Source organism: Glaciimonas sp. GG7 (genome assembly GCF_052976905.1).
The window spans coordinates 16,262-32,557 of the sequence record NZ_JBRIIQ010000045.1; the positions used below are offsets into that span (position 1 = coordinate 16,262).

Annotated in this window: 16 protein-coding genes; 15 read left to right on the top strand and 1 reads right to left on the bottom strand. The window is 46.7% G+C overall.

What is annotated here, in order from left to right:
• The first annotated feature begins 13 nt into the window (after positions 1-13).
• From pilW to ACVBEF_RS12140, 14 genes are all read left to right on the top strand, one after another.
• Positions 14-805, top strand: coding sequence for a type IV pilus biogenesis/stability protein PilW (gene pilW, locus ACVBEF_RS12075; protein WP_447124192.1), 792 nt, complete (start codon positions 14-16; stop codon positions 803-805).
• A complete protein-coding gene (locus ACVBEF_RS12080) occupies positions 798-1,709 on the top strand; it encodes a helix-turn-helix domain-containing protein (protein WP_447124193.1) in 912 nt (303 codons plus the stop codon). The genes pilW and ACVBEF_RS12080 overlap by 8 nt, the downstream gene beginning before the upstream one ends.
• 17 nt (positions 1,710-1,726) lie before the next feature.
• Positions 1,727-2,995, top strand: a complete 1,269-nt coding sequence (gene ispG, locus ACVBEF_RS12085) for a flavodoxin-dependent (E)-4-hydroxy-3-methylbut-2-enyl-diphosphate synthase (RefSeq protein WP_447124194.1) — start codon at positions 1,727-1,729, stop codon at positions 2,993-2,995.
• A 102-nt stretch (positions 2,996-3,097) separates the two neighbouring features.
• A complete protein-coding gene (gene hisS / locus ACVBEF_RS12090) occupies positions 3,098-4,468 on the top strand; it encodes a histidine--tRNA ligase (RefSeq protein ID WP_447124195.1) in 1,371 nt (456 codons plus the stop codon).
• Positions 4,469-4,479: 11 nt separating this feature from the next.
• Positions 4,480-5,130, top strand: coding sequence for a YfgM family protein (locus tag ACVBEF_RS12095; protein WP_447124196.1), 651 nt, complete (start codon positions 4,480-4,482; stop codon positions 5,128-5,130).
• 43 nt (positions 5,131-5,173) lie between these two features.
• Positions 5,174-6,328 (top strand): outer membrane protein assembly factor BamB, encoded by a 1,155-nt coding sequence (gene bamB, locus ACVBEF_RS12100; protein ID WP_447124197.1) that lies wholly within the window; start codon positions 5,174-5,176, stop codon positions 6,326-6,328.
• A 7-nt stretch (positions 6,329-6,335) separates the two neighbouring features.
• Positions 6,336-7,679 carry a ribosome biogenesis GTPase Der gene (gene der, locus ACVBEF_RS12105; protein WP_447124198.1) on the top strand — a complete coding sequence of 448 codons (1,344 nt, stop codon included), beginning with the start codon at positions 6,336-6,338 and terminating at the stop codon, positions 7,677-7,679.
• 128 nt (positions 7,680-7,807) lie between these two features.
• The gene (gene hfq / locus ACVBEF_RS12110) at positions 7,808-8,044 is read left to right on the top strand and encodes an RNA chaperone Hfq (protein WP_447124199.1); all 237 of its coding nucleotides are present in this window, start codon (positions 7,808-7,810) and stop codon (positions 8,042-8,044) included.
• Positions 8,045-8,083: 39 nt separating this feature from the next.
• Positions 8,084-9,214 (top strand): GTPase HflX, encoded by a 1,131-nt coding sequence (gene hflX / locus ACVBEF_RS12115; protein WP_447124200.1) that lies wholly within the window; start codon positions 8,084-8,086, stop codon positions 9,212-9,214.
• Positions 9,215-9,254: 40 nt separating this feature from the next.
• Complete coding sequence (gene hflK / locus ACVBEF_RS12120; RefSeq protein WP_447124201.1) at positions 9,255-10,559, top strand: FtsH protease activity modulator HflK; 1,305 nt, start codon at positions 9,255-9,257, stop codon at positions 10,557-10,559.
• Complete coding sequence (hflC, locus tag ACVBEF_RS12125; protein WP_447124202.1) at positions 10,559-11,440, top strand: protease modulator HflC; 882 nt, start codon at positions 10,559-10,561, stop codon at positions 11,438-11,440. Before hflK ends, hflC begins: the two co-directional genes overlap by 1 nt.
• Before the next feature lie 280 nt (positions 11,441-11,720).
• The gene (locus ACVBEF_RS12130) at positions 11,721-12,872 is read left to right on the top strand and encodes an ATP phosphoribosyltransferase regulatory subunit (RefSeq protein WP_447124203.1); all 1,152 of its coding nucleotides are present in this window, start codon (positions 11,721-11,723) and stop codon (positions 12,870-12,872) included.
• 3 nt (positions 12,873-12,875) lie between these two features.
• On the top strand, positions 12,876-14,189 hold the full coding sequence (locus ACVBEF_RS12135) for an adenylosuccinate synthase (RefSeq protein WP_447124204.1): 1,314 nt from the start codon (positions 12,876-12,878) through the stop codon (positions 14,187-14,189).
• A 19-nt stretch (positions 14,190-14,208) separates the two neighbouring features.
• Positions 14,209-14,745: a phosphoribosyltransferase gene (locus tag ACVBEF_RS12140; protein WP_447124205.1), complete on the top strand. Its 537-nt coding sequence runs from the start codon at positions 14,209-14,211 to the stop codon at positions 14,743-14,745.
• An 89-nt stretch (positions 14,746-14,834) separates the two neighbouring features.
• Here ACVBEF_RS12140 and ACVBEF_RS12145 read toward each other — a convergent pair whose 3' ends face one another.
• On the bottom strand, positions 14,835-15,233 hold the full coding sequence (locus ACVBEF_RS12145) for a hypothetical protein (RefSeq protein WP_447124206.1): 399 nt from the start codon (positions 15,231-15,233) through the stop codon (positions 14,835-14,837).
• 238 nt (positions 15,234-15,471) lie between these two features.
• Between ACVBEF_RS12145 and ACVBEF_RS12150 the strand changes: the two genes are divergently transcribed.
• On the top strand, positions 15,472-16,296 hold an 825-nt coding region (locus ACVBEF_RS12150), incomplete at its 3' end, for a Gfo/Idh/MocA family protein (protein WP_447124207.1).

Consider the following 16,296-nt stretch of genomic DNA (forward strand, 5'->3'; position numbering starts at 1 on the left):
TCGGGGCATTTTCTTGCTAGCTACTGCTGTCTTAGCGTTGCTGTCAGGCTGCGCTACTCAGTCTGGCGGTGGTTTTACTAAGGATGAATCGGAAGCACGTCGTGAATTGCCCACCAATTCTGATTTAACTGATGCACAACGTCGTGCGCGTATTCGTCTGGAGCTCGCTGTTGGATATTATGGGCACGGGCAATTAGAAGTTGCATTGGATGAAGTAAAGCAGGCTATATCTGCTGATCCGGAATTGGCAGATGCTTACAGCATGCGCGGATTGATTTATATGGATATGGGCGAGACCGGGTTGGCCGACGATAATTTACAGCGCGCCCTTAAATTGACTCCCAATAATCCTGATCTGGCAAATAACTACGGTTGGTTTTTATGCCAAAACGGACGAGAGAAAGAATCTATTGCTTATTTTCAGCGAGCATTGAAAAGTCGTTCATATTTATCACCGGCGAAAGCGCTTACTAATGCTGGCGTCTGTAGTTTGAAGATGAAGGAACGCACTGATGCAGAACGCTATTTTTTGCATGCATTTCAGTTCGATGCGAGTAATCCTCTGACGAATGCCAATTTGGCATTGCTGTCCGTGGAGCATAACGATGCTGAACGCGCGCGATTTTATATGGGTTTGGTTACTAAAGTGGACGTGCTTGGGGCGAATGTTTTATGGCTGGCAATCAAGGTGGAGCATAAGTTGGGTGATCGCGTAGCAGAAAAAAATTTGGTGGCGCAATTGCGCCAACGTTATCCGGGGTCGGCAGAATACGCCTCCTATCAGCGTGGAGTTTTTGATGAGTGAACCGCAACAATTTACTCCTGATACTGTTAAAAAGTCTGGCGAAGAAATAATTAATAATGACGAACAGACAACTAATCAGGTGTTATCCGTCGGGGCACAATTAGCGCATAAACGTCAACAGAACGGTTGGTCTATTGATGATGTAGCTAATCAGTTGAAACTAGCTCCACGCCAGATTCAAGCAATTGAAGACAATAATTATGCTGCTCTTCCTACTATTGTTATGACACGGGGCTACATTCGCTCTTACGCCAAGATGTTAGGACTTGATCCAGCCGAAATCTTGCCTAGCACGATCCCGGTTGCTGCTGCCCAGGTGCAAATTCTGGGAACAGAATCTCGCTCTACTTTTTTCTCAGAGTCCAGATTATTGCTTGGGGGGCGTAATCGTGTTACCTATAAATGGATACTTGCCGGTATCGTTCTGGCTTTTGTAGGCATTGTTGTGACGCAATTTAGTGGACTCTCGGCATTACGTCAGTCCCCAACGGAGTTAGTCGTTCCCCTTGCTGCGTCAGAAGCATCAAGTGAAGCATCGAGTGCAACAGCCCCAGATAATATGGGCAGTGATGCCGGTAGCGCTGTTTTGCCTGCTCCTGATGTTGCGTCAACCGCTAGTCTTCAGCCTCAGAATGCGGTAGCTGGAACGCCAGTGGTCGCTGCTGAGGCCAATCAGCTACATCTAACTTTTAAACAAGATTCTTGGGTTGAGATAAAGCGTGCAGATAAAAGCACACTTTTTTCAAAGGTGGGCAAAGCAGGTAGTACTGAAACAATTGAGATTGACCAGCCGGTGTCTGTTGTTATAGGAAATTTGGCCGGTGTGCAAGCTACCTTGCGAGGTACGGCTATTGATCTTAAATCCGATACCAAAAATAATATTGCACGACTGAATCTGAAATAAGCTGAAAGCCACCATTTATGTCATCACACATGAATCATCCGATAGCTTCTGGTCCAAGTAACCGCCGTAATAGTCGCGTTACCACGATCAGTTATGGTGCGCGTCAGATTTTGGTTGGTGGAGGGGCGCCTGTCGTGGTGCAATCGATGACCAACACGGATACGGCCGATGCGATTGGAACAGCGATTCAAATTAAGGATTTGGCACGCGCAGGATCCGAACTTGTTCGGATCACAGTGGATAGGCCCGAGGCGGCGGCCGCAGTTCCAGCGATTCGCGAGCAACTCGACAAAATGGGAATTGATGTACCGATAGTAGGCGATTTTCATTACAACGGCCACACCCTGCTGAACGACTATCCCGAATGTGCCCAAGCACTTTCTAAGTACCGGATTAATCCAGGTAATGTTGGGAAGGGCGTTAAGCGCGATACCCAGTTTGCCAAAATGATTGAGATTGCTTGTAAATACGATAAGCCAGTTCGTATTGGTGTCAACTGGGGGAGTCTTGATCAGGCATTACTTGCACGTATCATGGACGAGAACGCCCAACGTAACGAGCCCTGGACGGCGCAGGCTGTCATGTATGAAGCATTGGTAACGTCTGCTATCGAAAATGCGGTGCGTGCCGAAGAGTTGGGGTTGTCTGAAAATCGTATTATTTTGTCCTGCAAAGTTTCCGGAGTGCAGGATTTAATTGCGGTGTATAGAGAGTTGGCACGTCGTTGCGATTATCCATTGCATCTGGGGCTGACCGAAGCTGGGATGGGGAGCAAAGGGATTGTCGCCTCAACGGCGGCGTTGTCAGTCCTCTTGCAAGAAGGTATCGGTGACACAATCAGGATTTCGTTGACACCAGAGCCGGGTGGAGATCGTAGCAAAGAAGTCGTGGTGGCGCAGGAGATATTGCAAACGATGGGTTTACGTAAATTCGCACCCATGGTGATTGCCTGTCCTGGTTGTGGTCGAACTACTTCAACGGTGTTTCAGGATTTGGCCGATAAAATTCAAACTTATCTGCGTGATCAAATGCCAGTATGGAAGAAAGCTTATCCTGGTGTCGAAGGAATGAATGTGGCTGTTATGGGCTGCATCGTAAATGGCCCGGGGGAATCAAAGCATGCGAATATAGGCATCAGTTTGCCTGGAACCGGTGAATCACCAGCCGCGCCAGTTTTTATCGATGGTGAGAAAAAGATGACTTTACGTGGTGAACGTATTGCGGAAGAATTTCAGGCAATTGTGCTGGACTACGTAAAAAAACGTTATGCCACACAGGCCGTTTAACCGTAGGGAAGAATAAGATAGTTATCGGCTATATTAATATGCGGATCTATATGGCGATAACCACTAAAAAATTAATGCATATTCAAGTGAGTATCAAGAAGCATGTCTGAAAATAAAAAAGTCGAAAAAATTGTAGGTGTCAAAGGTATGAACGATATCCTGCCCGCTGATGCAGCGCTGTGGGAATTGTTTGAAAATACTGTGGAATCGGTTCTGAAGAGCTACGGTTTTCAGCAGATTCGTACTCCTATTGTCGAGCCGACCGCGCTGTTTTCACGCGGTCTCGGTGCGGTGACCGATATAGTTGAAAAAGAAATGTATTCGTTCACCGATTCTATGAATGGCGACAATCTGACTTTGCGTCCTGAAAGTACGGCTAGTGTAGTTCGCGCCGCGATTGAGCATAACTTGACTTATGACGGTCCTAAACGGTTGTGGTATAGCGGTCCTATGTTCCGCCATGAACGTCCGCAGCGGGGGCGTTATCGCCAGTTCCACCAGGTCGGTGCGGAGGCAATTGGCTTTACAGGACCAGATATCGACGCAGAACTAATTATGCTTTGCCAGCGGCTCTGGGACGATCTGGGCCTTGAGAATATCAAGCTTGAATTGAATTCGATTGGTGATGCAGAAGAACGAAGTCGTCATCGTCTCGATTTGATCGCTTATTTTGAGCAACACAAAGAGCTGCTTGATGCTGATGCGCAGCGTCGTCTTTATTCCAATCCGTTGCGGATACTGGATACCAAAAATCCAGCTATGCAAGAAATGGTGAATGGCGCGCCGCAATTGTTGGACTATCTTGGCGAAGAATCGCAAGTCCATTTCGACGGCGTACAAAAAATTCTGAATTACAACAATATTCCTTACACCATTAATCCGCGTCTGGTCCGGGGTATGGACTATTACAATCGCACGGTATTTGAGTGGGTCACTGATCAGTTGGGCTCCCAGGGTACGGTTTGCGGTGGTGGACGCTATGACCCACTCGTTGAAATGTTTGGCGGTAAGCCGACGCCGGCGTGTGGTTTTGCAATGGGTATCGAACGTTTGCTTGAGTTAATGCGCTCCAGCGGTGAGCCAGTGACGCGCAATGAGTGTGACGTTTATCTGGTCCATCAAGGTGACGTTGCACAATTGCAATCGTTTGTGTTAGCAGAGCGTTTGCGTAGTGCCGGGTTAGATGTTGTGCTACATTGCGCTTCGGCAAACTCAGGCGGCAGTTTCAAATCGCAGATGAAGCGTGCTGATGCAAGTGGCGCTGCATATGCGGTCATTATTGGTGAAAATGAAGTCGCTAATAATACTGCCGCAGTCAAAGTACTTCGTGCTGAAACTGGTACGAAAGAGGATGGCATTAATCAGGCATTCGTGCCTTTTGATGACGTCACTGATTATTTGGTAGATCAGATTGTCGGCAATGACGATCACGGGCATGATCATGATCACCAACACGTTCATTACCACCACTAATATAAATTATCATGGCATACAATCTCGAAGAGCAAGAGCAACTGGCAAGCATTAACGACTGGTGGAAAAAATACGGAAATCTTATCACTTGGGTACTAATTATCGCCCTCGTCGGTTATGCCGGGTGGAGTGGTTGGAAGTACTATAAAAATAGCCAGGTGTCGCAGGCGTCGCAGTTGTATGAGGAATTGCAAAAAGCAGTAAGCGCTAAAGATAGTGCTAAAGTGCAACGCGCTGCAGTTGATATTCAACAAAAATTCAGTGGGACAGCTTACGCGCAGATGGCTGGATTGACTGCTGCGAAGACAGCCTTTGAGGCGAATGATCTGAACGCTGCTAAAACGCATTTGCAGTGGGTGATTGATCACGGTCAGCAGGATGAATATAAAACCATCGCTAAAATTCGGTTAGCAGGTATCTTGCTTGATCAAAATGCATATGACGAAGCGTTGAAAGTCTTAAGCGGGGATGCGTTGCCAGAATTTGAGAGCGCTATAGCTGATCGTAAAGGCGATGTTTTTGTTGCTCAGAACAAGCTTGATGAAGCACGTATCTCTTATCAATTAGCCTTAGATAAAGCAATAGAGGGCAATCCCGGGCGTCAGCTTATTCAAACAAAATTAGATGCAATTGGCGGTGCACCAGCCAAAGCAGTTAGCTAATTACTAAAAAATCGCTCGGAAAATTTCATAAAAAAGGAAGCAAATGCAGAATATGCAAAAAGCCCGTACAGCCTTGAAATTCGCATGTGCAGGTGTTGTGCTAGTGTTGTCAGGTTGCTCCCTATTCTCTCGTAAGCCACCAAGTAATCCACCAGCGGCATTGGTTGAGTTTAAGCCCGGTATTACGGTACGTACCGTTTGGACTGCCTCGGTGGGGAATGCCGATACTTACGCTTTTGCACCCGCTGCATCGGGAACTAGTATTTACGCTGCTTCAGCCGACGGTACCGTGGAGAGAGTTAATGCTGCAACGGGCGTTTCTACTTGGCGGATTAACGCTGGGATGAAATTGACTGCAGGAGTCGGTACTGATGGTTTTATCATCGCAGTAGCTGGCGAAAAGGGTGCAGTATTGGCCTATGATGCCGAGGGGAAACTACGCTGGAAGGCGCAGGCGTCAAGTGAAGTATTGTCTTCGCCAGCGGTCGGACAAGGATTAGTTATAGTTCGCAGTCTGGATAATCGAATTACTGCCTTTGATGCGGAGTCCGGTGAGCGCCGCTGGACTGCGCAACGCAGTGTTCCTTCGCTAACCTTGCGTTCGGCTCCAGGAATACTCATCGTCCCACAAGCTGCTTTTGTTGCGTTACCAGGTGGTCGATTGTCGGCGTTGAATCTTGCTAACGGTGGTCCTTGGTGGGAAATGGCAATTGGCGATCCTCGTGGGACTACAGAGTTGGAGCGTGTAGCAGATGCTTCAGGAATGCCCTTGTTGAAAGGGCATGACGTTTGCGCAGTGGCATATCAGGGACGTGTAGGCTGTTTCGATGCGGGTACTGGTGCGGCGCATTGGGTGAAAAACTTTTCTAGCGATGTTGGCGTGGGTGCAGACGATCACAATCTATATGCAGCTGATGAGCGTGGCTCTGTAAATGCCTTTACGCTTGATAACGGCACAGCCGTATGGCGCAACGCCGAATTAGCTAATCGTGGTCTGTCAAGTCCTGTAACGTTAGGAGCAGCTGTGGCTGTAGGTGATTTCGAGGGATATGTTCACTTCCTTTCACGTACAGATGGGACACTGATCGGACGTGTTCGTATAGATAAAAGCGCGGTTCTACCCAATGCAATTGTAGTGGGCTCGAATGTCATTTTTCAAACTAAATCAGGGACATTGATCGCATTTGCGACAGAGTAAGAACTTAATGAAGCCAGTAATTGCACTTGTAGGACGCCCGAATGTCGGTAAATCGACTTTATTCAATCGTATGACACGTTCGCGTGATGCGTTGGTTGCTGATTTGCCGGGTCTGACCCGTGACCGCCACTATGGTGAGGGTCGGATGGGGGAGCGCCCGTTTTTGGTCATAGATACAGGCGGTTTTGAGCCTGTTGCCAAAGATGGCATCATGCATGAAATGGCCAAACAAACCAAGCAAGCGGTAGCGGAGGCTGACGTCGTCATTTTTATTGTAGATGGCCGCCAAGGTTTGACGCCGCACGATAAAACTATCACCGATTTTTTGCGTAAGTCGGGTCGTTCAGTGATGCTGGTAGTGAACAAATCCGAGGGGATGAAATATACCTCGGTAACTGCAGAGTTTTACGAGCTAGGTCTCGGTGATCCTTATGTTATTTCTGCGGCACATGGAGATGGCGTAGCTGATTTGGTCGAAGAGTCGATTGATTTGGCTTTTTCTCAACGTCCTCCTGAGATTGAAGAACCTGTCAGTAATGAGCGAAGTATCAAGATTGCGATTGTTGGTCGTCCCAATGTTGGTAAATCGACTTTGGTGAACACCTTATTGGGAGAAGAGCGCGTTATCGCGTTTGACATGCCCGGGACGACTCGTGATTCTATCGAAATTCCATTCGAGCGCGATGGCACTCAATACACCTTAATCGATACAGCCGGAATTCGTCGGCGCGGTAAGGTTTTTGAGGCGATTGAGAAATTCTCTGTAGTGAAAACTTTGCAGTCGATTTCTGAGGCTAATGTTGTGCTGCTTTTGTTAGATGCGCAACAAGATATATCGGAGCAAGATGCGCATATCGCTGGTTTTATTCTGGAGACAGGTCGTGCTTTAGTGGTTGGCATTAATAAATGGGATGGATTAACTAGTGAAAGGCGTGAGGAAATCAAGATTGATCTCGATCGTAAACTTAATTTTCTTTCATTTGCAAAGTTTCACTACATATCTGCATTGAAGTCGACGGGTATCGCTCCATTAATGAAATCGGTTGATGCTGCATATGCTGCAGCTATGTCGAACCTGACAACGCCAAAATTAACGAGAGCACTAATGGAAGCGGTTGAACATCAACAGCCACGCCGCAAGGGTTCAATTCGCCCTAAATTACGTTATGCGCATCAAGGTGGTATGAATCCTCCTATTGTTGTCATTCATGGTAATGCGTTGGAAGCGATTGATGCAAATTACAGACGTTATCTTGAAAAATACTTCCGTGAAACTTTTTCACTGATAGGGACTCCATTACGTATCGAATTTAAGTCAGGGAAGAATCCGTTTGCGCGTCCGGTAAAATAGTTTTTACGTTGGCAGTAATGAACGAAATCGTTTACATTCATCAAACACCATCGAACAGTCCATAGACGCTCTGTCGAATAAGGCTTTGCCTATTTGACTTCTAATTACAACAACACAGTGGAGTAGCCATGAGTAATAAAGGGCAATTGTTACAAGACCCGTTTCTGAACGCCTTACGTAAAGAGCACGTTCCAGTATCAATTTATTTGGTAAATGGTATTAAGCTTCAAGGGCACATTGAATCCTTTGATCAATATGTGGTTTTGCTGCGCAACACCGTGACTCAAATGGTATATAAGCACGCAATCTCAACAGTAGTTCCGGCACGCGCTGTGAATCTTAATCTTGAAGCAGACGCAGAATAACTATTTGCTATCCGTTCGGATAGCATTACGAGCCCTCTCATGCGAGCCGCATTAGTTGGAGTGGACTTCGGTAAAGGTGACTTTGCCGCAAGTCTGGAAGAACTCTCTTTGCTTGCTAAGTCTGCAGGTGCAGTGCCAATTCTTACGCTGACCGGAAAGCGCGGCTCACCGGATGCTGCATTATTTGTCGGTTCAGGCAAGGCACAGGAAGTAGCCGACGCGGTGTTAGATGAGCAGCTCGATATTGTTATTTTTAATCATGCATTATCTCCTGCACAGCAACGAAATCTTGAGCAAATATTGAAGGTACGCGTATTAGATCGTACCAGTTTGATTTTGGATATTTTTGCTCAACGTGCGAAGAGTCACGAGGGAAAGGTTCAGGTCGAGTTGGCGCAACTCCAGCATCTGGCAACGCGTCTGATTCGAGGTTGGACCCACTTAGAGCGTCAAAAAGGTGGTATCGGGCTGCGTGGGCCTGGTGAAACACAGCTTGAAACGGATCGACGTTTAATCGGAGATCGTGTCAAGGCTTTGCGGGGACGATTGGAAAAATTACGCCGTCAACATTCGACCCAACGGCGCGCACGTGGGCGTAATAGTATGCCTTCGATTTCTCTGGTCGGTTACACCAACGCCGGAAAATCAACCTTATTTAATGCATTGTCCAAAGCAGGGGTGTACGCCGCAGACCAATTGTTTGCAACCTTGGATACTACTTCCAGAAAAATTTATTTGGGAGAGGTCGGCAATGTTGTGATGTCCGATACTGTCGGCTTCATTCGTGAGTTACCGCATCAATTAGTTGCAGCATTCAGGGCGACTTTGGAAGAAACAATAAATGCAGACTTGTTGTTGCATGTGGTGGATGCTGGAAGTCCCGCGAGGTTAGAGCAAATTGAACAAGTTAATCTGGTGTTGAAAGAGATCGGTGCTGATCATATTCCACAAATTTTAGTATGGAACAAGATTGATGTCGCTGAGTTGGAACCGGGAATTGAGCGTAATGAGTATGATAAAATCCAGCGTGTTTTTGTCAGTGCTCAAAGTGGCGCTGGACTGGTTCTAATGCGGCAAGCTATTGCAGAATTTGTGATGGAAAGTAATGCGGCGAGGGTCGGTCAGCAAGTTATTGAGAATACCCAAGATATGCCTATTAAACGCCTCTAACGAGCATTTCAACTTATCTTTTATACCGGATCACGATCGAATGCTTGGTTCTATATTTAAAAAAATGGGTGTCAAATTTTCTTTGAATGACCCGCAATGGGGTCGCAATTCACAAAATGACAACAAACAAAACAACGACGGCAAAAAACCGAATAGCGGTCCTCCCGATCTCGATCAATTATGGCGTGACTTCAACCAGCGACTGAATCGTTTTTTTGGAAACAAAAATAGCGGTGGTAGTGGTGGTGGAGACTCCAATGGAGGGGGTAATGGTTTCCCTACGGGAAAAAGCGCCGGTGTAGGAGCTGGTGTAATCGCTGTGATTGTGGCTTTTCTCTGGTTGGCTAGTGGCTTCTTTACCGTTCAGGAAGGTCAAACAGGAGTCGTAATGACATTCGGTAAGTATAGTCATTCGACCATGGCCGGTTTTAACTGGCGTTGGCCGTACCCTATTCAGAGCCATGAAATCGTCAATGTTTCAGGTGTTCGTACAATTGAGGTTGGATATCGTTCGAATGCCAAAAATAAGCAGCCCAAAGAAGCTCTGATGCTGACTGAAGACGAAAATATTATCGATATTCAGTTTGCCGTGCAATACAAACTCAAGAGTGCAGCCGATTGGATTTTTAAAAATCGCGATCAGGAAGAAACAGTGCGCCAAGTTGCCGAAACTTCAATTCGTGAAATTGTTGGTAAAAGTCAAATGGATTTCGTGTTGTACGAAGGACGTGAAAAAGTTGCTTTGGATGTAAGTCAATTAATGCAGCAAATTCTTGATCATTATCAAAGCGGTGTCCAAATTACCAATGTCACAATGCAAGGTGTTCAGCCCCCAGAGCAAGTTCAGGCAGCTTTCGACGACGCAGTGAAAGCCGGGCAGGATCGTGAGCGGCAGAAGAACGAAGGTCAGGCTTACGCGAACGACGTTATTCCAAAAGCACGTGGTGCAGCTTCTCGTTTGTTGCAAGAGGCAGAGGCATACAGTGCTCGTGTGACTGCTAATGCTGAAGGTGATGCTTCACGTTTCAAGCAAGTATTGACTGAATATCAGAAAGCCCCAGCGGTTACGCGTGATCGAATGTACTTGGATACTATGCAACAGATTTTTGCAAATACGACTAAAGTGATGATTGATGCTAAGAGTGGGAATAATTTATTGTATTTGCCATTAGATAAGCTTATTGCCCAATCTGCTGCATCTGGGGTAATCGGTAGTTCCGGATCATCTGCCGGGTCTATGGCAGTTAGTCCTGCAACGATACCGGTAGCACCGGCGAAAGATAGCGATGCACAGGCTGTAATGGATTCGCGCTCCCGTGAAACGCGTGATCGGGAGGGCCGATAATGAATCGCTTAATTTCTCTTTTGATTGGTGTATTTATAGTTTTGTCGTTATTACTTTCGACTGTATTTGTGGTTGATCAGCGCCAATATGCAATTTTATTTGCATTTGGTGAAGTTAAGCAGGTCATCAATGAGCCAGGTTTGCATTTCAAATTGCCACCTCCATTTCAAAATGTAGTGTTTTTGGATAAGCGCATTTTGACAATCGATCCACCTGAGACGGACCGCTTCATCACTGCAGAGAAGAAAAATATTCTGATCGATGCCTACGTAAAATGGAGGATTATTGATCCGAAGCTTTACTTCGTTAGTTTTGGTGTAGACGAGAAGCGTGCACAAGATCGGATGTCACAAATTGTTAAAGCAGCGTTAAATGAAGAGATTACTAAGCGGACTGTCCGTGAAGTAATTTCTGGTGAGCGCGGCAAGGTGATGGATGCTCTTCGTAAGAAGGTTGAGGAAGAAGCGAAGCAGATCGGAGTAGATATTGTTGATGTGCGTTTGAAGCGTGTTGATTATGTCGATCAGATTAATGCTTCTGTGTACGACAGGATGAAGTCCGAACGTGCCAGGGTTGCTAATGAGTTGCGTTCGACAGGTTTTGCCGAATCTGAAAAAATTCGTGCAGATGCAGATAAACAACGTACGGTGATTTTGGCTGAAGCATATCGTGATGCTGAAAATATGCGTGGAGAAGGTGATGCTAAGGCTTCACAGATCTATGCACAAGCATTTAGCAAGAGCCCAGAGTTCTATAAGTTTTATCGTAGTCTCGAAGCCTACCGGGCTAGCTTTAAGACCCGTCACGATTTGATGGTGGTTGATCCTAATTCGGAATTCTTCAAATATTTTAAGAACCCGGGAGTTGGATCTTCTAAATAAATCTTAATTTTATTGCCGGAAATCAATAGTAAGTGACTTGTGGCGAATTCGGTCAGTCACTCAAATAATTAAAATTGTCGGCTAAGGTAGTAATTAAATGGCGTCATTTGTCGAGACGCCATTTCTTTTTTTTACGGCAACGCTAATCTCTGATAGATTCCACATTATTCGTATTCATGCCTTCTGTATTGTTCGTATTCTTTTCGGTTACGTTCAATAGTGATGTTACTCCTCGTGTCAGTGAACGCTGGCACTGAAATTTCTCTTGGTTTATTTTTCTATGCCTAATTGGCTTCTCCCCGAAAATATCGCTGATGTCTTGCCCTCAGAAGCGCGCAAGATTGAAGATCTGCGGCGCTTGATTCTTGATAATTTTCGGGTATATGGTTACGAACTTGTCATGCCACCAATGTTGGAGTATGTCGAATCGCTACTTGCTGGTGCCGGACAAGATACTGATGCAATGACTTTTAAATTGGTCGATCAACTTTCTGGTCGTACGTTAGGCATCCGTACCGACATGACGACGCAAGTTGCAAGAATTGATGCCCATTTGCTCAATCGTGCATCGCTGACGCGACTTTGTTACGCTGGCAGTGTATTACGTACGAGACCATCCGGTTTGCATGCAACTCGTGAGCCATTTCAGATCGGCGCGGAGATTTATGGGCACGCAGGTCTTGAGGCGGATGCTGAAATTCAGCACTTGGCACTCGCTTCACTGGCACTGGCAGGAATTACGAAGGTTCGCCTTGATTTGTGCCATGTCGGTATATTTCGTACGATTATTGCCAATGATGCTATTGCCATAAAAGATGAAGCTGCGTTGGTCAAGTTGCTCGAAGCTAAGGATATTCCTGGATTGCAGAGTATGAGTGTCGGGTACGCAACGGAAACGCGCGCTGCTTTATTGGTCTTGCCGCATTTATACGGGGATGTCACGGTGATTCAGCGAGCACGTGATGTATTGCCAAAATTGCCAGCGATTGATAAGGCGTTGGATGAGTTACAAGCTTTAGCGCAGGCAGCCGGAGAAGATGGCGTGACGGTCGATTTGGCTGATTTACGCGGTTACCACTATGAAAGTGGCGTCATTTTCGGTGCTTACGTTACCGGTCTGCCCAATGCTCTGGTACGTGGCGGCCGTTATGATCATGTAGGTGAAGCGTTTGGTCGTTCGCGTCCAGCAACCGGTTTTTCGATGGATTTACGTGAATTAGCGCGTTTAATACCTGCTGCTCAACGTAAAGCGGCAATTCGCGCTCCTTGGGGTACAGAAACTGTTTTAAAGGAAAAGATCGTTGCGTTACGCAAGGCAGGCGAAGTAGTGATTCAAAGTTTGCCTGGGCACGAAAACGATCAAGATGAGTTCGATTGCGACCGTGCGGTCGTGTTCGAAAATGGCAACTGGATTATCAAAAATTTGGACTAAGTAATGTTACAGAACCGTAATCAAAAAAATGTCGTTGTTATCGGAACCCAGTGGGGCGACGAAGGTAAAGGCAAAATTGTTGACTGGCTCACGGACCACGCACAAGGTGTAGTGCGTTTCCAGGGTGGTCACAATGCTGGCCATACATTGGTCATAGGCGGCCAGAAAACAGCATTGCAGCTGATCCCATCCGGCATTATGCGCCCGGGTGTGGCATGCTATATCGGTAATGGTGTGGTGTTGTCGGTCCCAGATTTACTGCGCGAAATCGATAAATTACAAGCTGCCGGGGTTGAAGTCGCATCCCGCCTGAAGGTGTCCGAAGCTTGTCCTATCATTCTGCCTTATCACACCGCACTTGATGCGGCGCGTGAAGCGGCGCGCGGTGCTGCCAAAATCGGTACTACCGGTAAAGGTATCGGCCCGGCATACGAAGACAAAGTGGCGCGTCGTGCGATTCGCGTTGCTGATCTATTGAATGAGGTACGTTTTGCCGAAAAGCTGAGAGAGAATCTCGATTATCACAATTTTGTGCTGACGAATTATCTGAAAGCAGATGCGGTTGATTTTCAAAAAACGTACGACGATGCGCTGGCCAATGTGCCGCGTTTGGCACCCATGGTGGCGGACGTTTCAAGCGAGTTGTACGCGGCTTACAACAAAGGTGCCAAGCTTTTATTTGAAGGTGCGCAAGGTAGTTTGCTCGACGTCGATCACGGCACTTATCCATTCGTTACATCGAGTAATTGTGTTGCTGGAAATGCTGCAGCCGGGTCTGGTGTCGGTCCAAACATGCTGCACTACATCCTCGGCATTACCAAGGCTTACACCACCCGCGTAGGCTCAGGTCCGTTCCCTTCTGAATTGCCTACCGATCAGGGTGTTGGCCATCATCTGGCAAGCGTAGGTCATGAGTTTGGCACCGTCACTGGCCGCGCCCGTCGTTGTGGTTGGTTTGATGCGGCGTTGTTAAAGCGCTCGGTACAGATCAACGGTGTGTCAGGTATGTGCTTGACTAAGCTTGACGTATTGGATGGCCTGGATGCATTGAAGCTTTGCACGGGCTATATGGTTGATGGCAAGGCCGTTGATATCTTCCCAGTTGGCGCAGAAGAAGCAGCACGCTGCGTACCAATTTACGAAGAAATGCCCGGATGGAGTGAAGTGACGGTTGGTGCAAAGTCAATGGATGCGTTGCCAGTGAATGCACGCGCCTACGTCAAACGTATTGAAGAATTGGTTGGGGTGCCAATTGACATGGTCTCTACTGGTCCTGATCGTGAAGAAACGATTGTTTTACGTCATCCATTTAAATAATTAAAAAAAGATCAGCCCGATGAATATCTCAAATGACCAACACCTATGGGTTTCATGGGATGCGTATAACTTGGCTATCGAAAAGCTCGCGCTTAATGTGCATGCGTCTGGTTGGAAATTCGATCAGGTTTTATGTCTTGCTCGGGGTGGTTTACGTCCTGGTGATGTTTGCTCACGTATTTTTGACGTTCCGCTGGCGATTCTCTCGACCAGTTCTTATCGAGAGGCTGCCGGTACGGTACAGAGTGAACTTGATATCGCCAAGCACATTACGATGAGCCGCGGTTCTCTGGCAGGAAAAATTTTGCTAGTCGATGATTTGGTCGATTCCGGTGTGACGCTTGATAAAGTTCTACGTCATCTGAGGGAAAATTTTGCTCCAGTCACTGAAGTGAAATCGGCAGTAATTTGGTGGAAAGAGTGTTCGACAATCAAGCCAGATTTTTATGTCGATCATTTACCGACGAATCCGTGGATCCATCAGCCGTTCGAAGATTACGATAGCCTGCGTCCGCATCAGCTAGAGGCATGGTCGAAGAAGGGTATGGCGCGTTAAACTTTAACAAGCTGTAGATTGAATGAAAAGCCAGTGTGTTCACTGGCTTTTTTACATCCAGCGCTTATAACAATAGCGCCGACAACTGGTCAGTCATTGAAAGTTAAATACAGTGATTGCTCCAGTGGCTTATACCGATGCTGTGACGGCAAATAAAAGCCGATCAACTTTTTTTCTGAAGTAACAATAAAAAATTCTCGTGGATTTTTATCGTTGGTTTCAAGAGTCCCATTTTTTGGCTTGTAGACTTTGCCCTCAGGGACAGTTCCTATATACCGCCAATGACTTCCGTCCATGAGCATGATCGAAAATCCGCTATCAAGTATCACTGTGACACGTCGCGCCAACGTTTTGATTTGTGTTGTATTTGCCAGCGTTAATGGTGTGATCGGTATCTCTGGTTGTGCAATAGACGCTGCGCTCGTAGCGCAGCAACCACTCATCAAAAGAGTAGTGCTTAAAACACATGCTATTGACCGCAATGGCATTTTCTTTTCCTACTGCTAGATGGTATTGCTCAACAGATGTTGAGTCAGAATCGCTATTGGTATCTGAGTATATAAACATAATTGCGATATTTGAAATAAAACTTACACGCAAACCTCAAAGATCCGCACTCTGTCCGAAATATAAATTCTATAAATATTTAAAATAGAAAATTACTTCTACTAAAGCCCATTCTTGCTTACAATAGATGTCACGATAAAAATATCCACGGAGATCAAAATGATAGATGTTGCAGTCTTTGGCGCAGGTCGCATCGGCAAAATTCATGCAGGCAATCTGGTTGCGCAACCAGGCGTACGGCTTAAATATGTGAGCGACGTTAATGCGCAGGCCGCGCAGGAGCTGGCGACTCTGCACGGTGCAGAAGTTGCAACGATCGATGCGGCACTTGCAGATCCGTTGGTTGGCGCAGTATTAATTGCTTCCAGCACTGACACGCACGCAGACTTGATTTTGCGCGCCGTGGCGGCTGGCAAAGCGATATTTTGCGAGAAGCCTGTGGACCTTACTTTAGCGCGTGCCAAGGAGTGCGCGATCGCGGTTGCTGCAGCTAAAGTAACCTGCATGATTGGCTTTCAGCGTCGCTTTGATCCCACTTTCGAGGCGCTAAAAGTACGTTTGGCGGCTGGCGAAATTGGCGTTCCAGAGATGTTAATCGTCACCAGTCGCGACCCTGGCGCACCGCCCGTGTCTTACCTGAAAAGTTCAGGCGGCATCTTCAAGGATATGTTGATTCATGATTTCGATATTTTTCGCTGGATACTCGATGACGAAGCCGTCAGCATTTCGGCCACAGGTAGTTGCTTAAGCGATCCGGCGATTGCAGAAGCGGGCGACATCGATTCAGCGGTGGTCACGATACGCACCCGCAGTGGCCGGTTATGCCAGATTAATACCAGCCGTCGTGCCGCTTATGGTTACGATCAGCGCTTTGAAGTACTCGGCAGTCAAGGCATGTTGCAAGCCGGCAATCACAAGCCGACCGAAGTATTTTCGGGAAGTATTTTGCATAAGGTTTTTTCTAAAGCAGGAGTTGTGCATAAC

What these genes read in the sequence shown, in the direction of transcription:
- ACVBEF_RS12080 (WP_447124193.1), top strand. Translation starts at nt 798, where the DNA reads ATGAGTGAACCGCAACAATTTACTCCTGATACTGTTAAAAAGTCTGGC.
- ispG (WP_447124194.1), top strand. Translation starts at nt 1,727, where the DNA reads ATGTCATCACACATGAATCATCCGATAGCTTCTGGTCCAAGTAACCGC.
- hisS (WP_447124195.1), top strand. Translation starts at nt 3,098, where the DNA reads ATGTCTGAAAATAAAAAAGTCGAAAAAATTGTAGGTGTCAAAGGTATG.
- ACVBEF_RS12095 (WP_447124196.1), top strand. Translation starts at nt 4,480, where the DNA reads ATGGCATACAATCTCGAAGAGCAAGAGCAACTGGCAAGCATTAACGAC.
- bamB (WP_447124197.1), top strand. Translation starts at nt 5,174, where the DNA reads ATGCAGAATATGCAAAAAGCCCGTACAGCCTTGAAATTCGCATGTGCA.
- der (WP_447124198.1), top strand. Translation starts at nt 6,336, where the DNA reads ATGAAGCCAGTAATTGCACTTGTAGGACGCCCGAATGTCGGTAAATCG.
- hfq (WP_447124199.1), top strand. Translation starts at nt 7,808, where the DNA reads ATGAGTAATAAAGGGCAATTGTTACAAGACCCGTTTCTGAACGCCTTA.
- hflX (WP_447124200.1), top strand. Translation starts at nt 8,084, where the DNA reads ATGCGAGCCGCATTAGTTGGAGTGGACTTCGGTAAAGGTGACTTTGCC.
- hflK (WP_447124201.1), top strand. Translation starts at nt 9,255, where the DNA reads ATGCTTGGTTCTATATTTAAAAAAATGGGTGTCAAATTTTCTTTGAAT.
- hflC (WP_447124202.1), top strand. Translation starts at nt 10,559, where the DNA reads ATGAATCGCTTAATTTCTCTTTTGATTGGTGTATTTATAGTTTTGTCG.
- ACVBEF_RS12130 (WP_447124203.1), top strand. Translation starts at nt 11,721, where the DNA reads ATGCCTAATTGGCTTCTCCCCGAAAATATCGCTGATGTCTTGCCCTCA.
- ACVBEF_RS12135 (WP_447124204.1), top strand. Translation starts at nt 12,876, where the DNA reads ATGTTACAGAACCGTAATCAAAAAAATGTCGTTGTTATCGGAACCCAG.
- ACVBEF_RS12140 (WP_447124205.1), top strand. Translation starts at nt 14,209, where the DNA reads ATGAATATCTCAAATGACCAACACCTATGGGTTTCATGGGATGCGTAT.
- ACVBEF_RS12145 (WP_447124206.1), bottom strand. Translation starts at nt 15,233, where the DNA reads ATGCCATTGCGGTCAATAGCATGTGTTTTAAGCACTACTCTTTTGATG.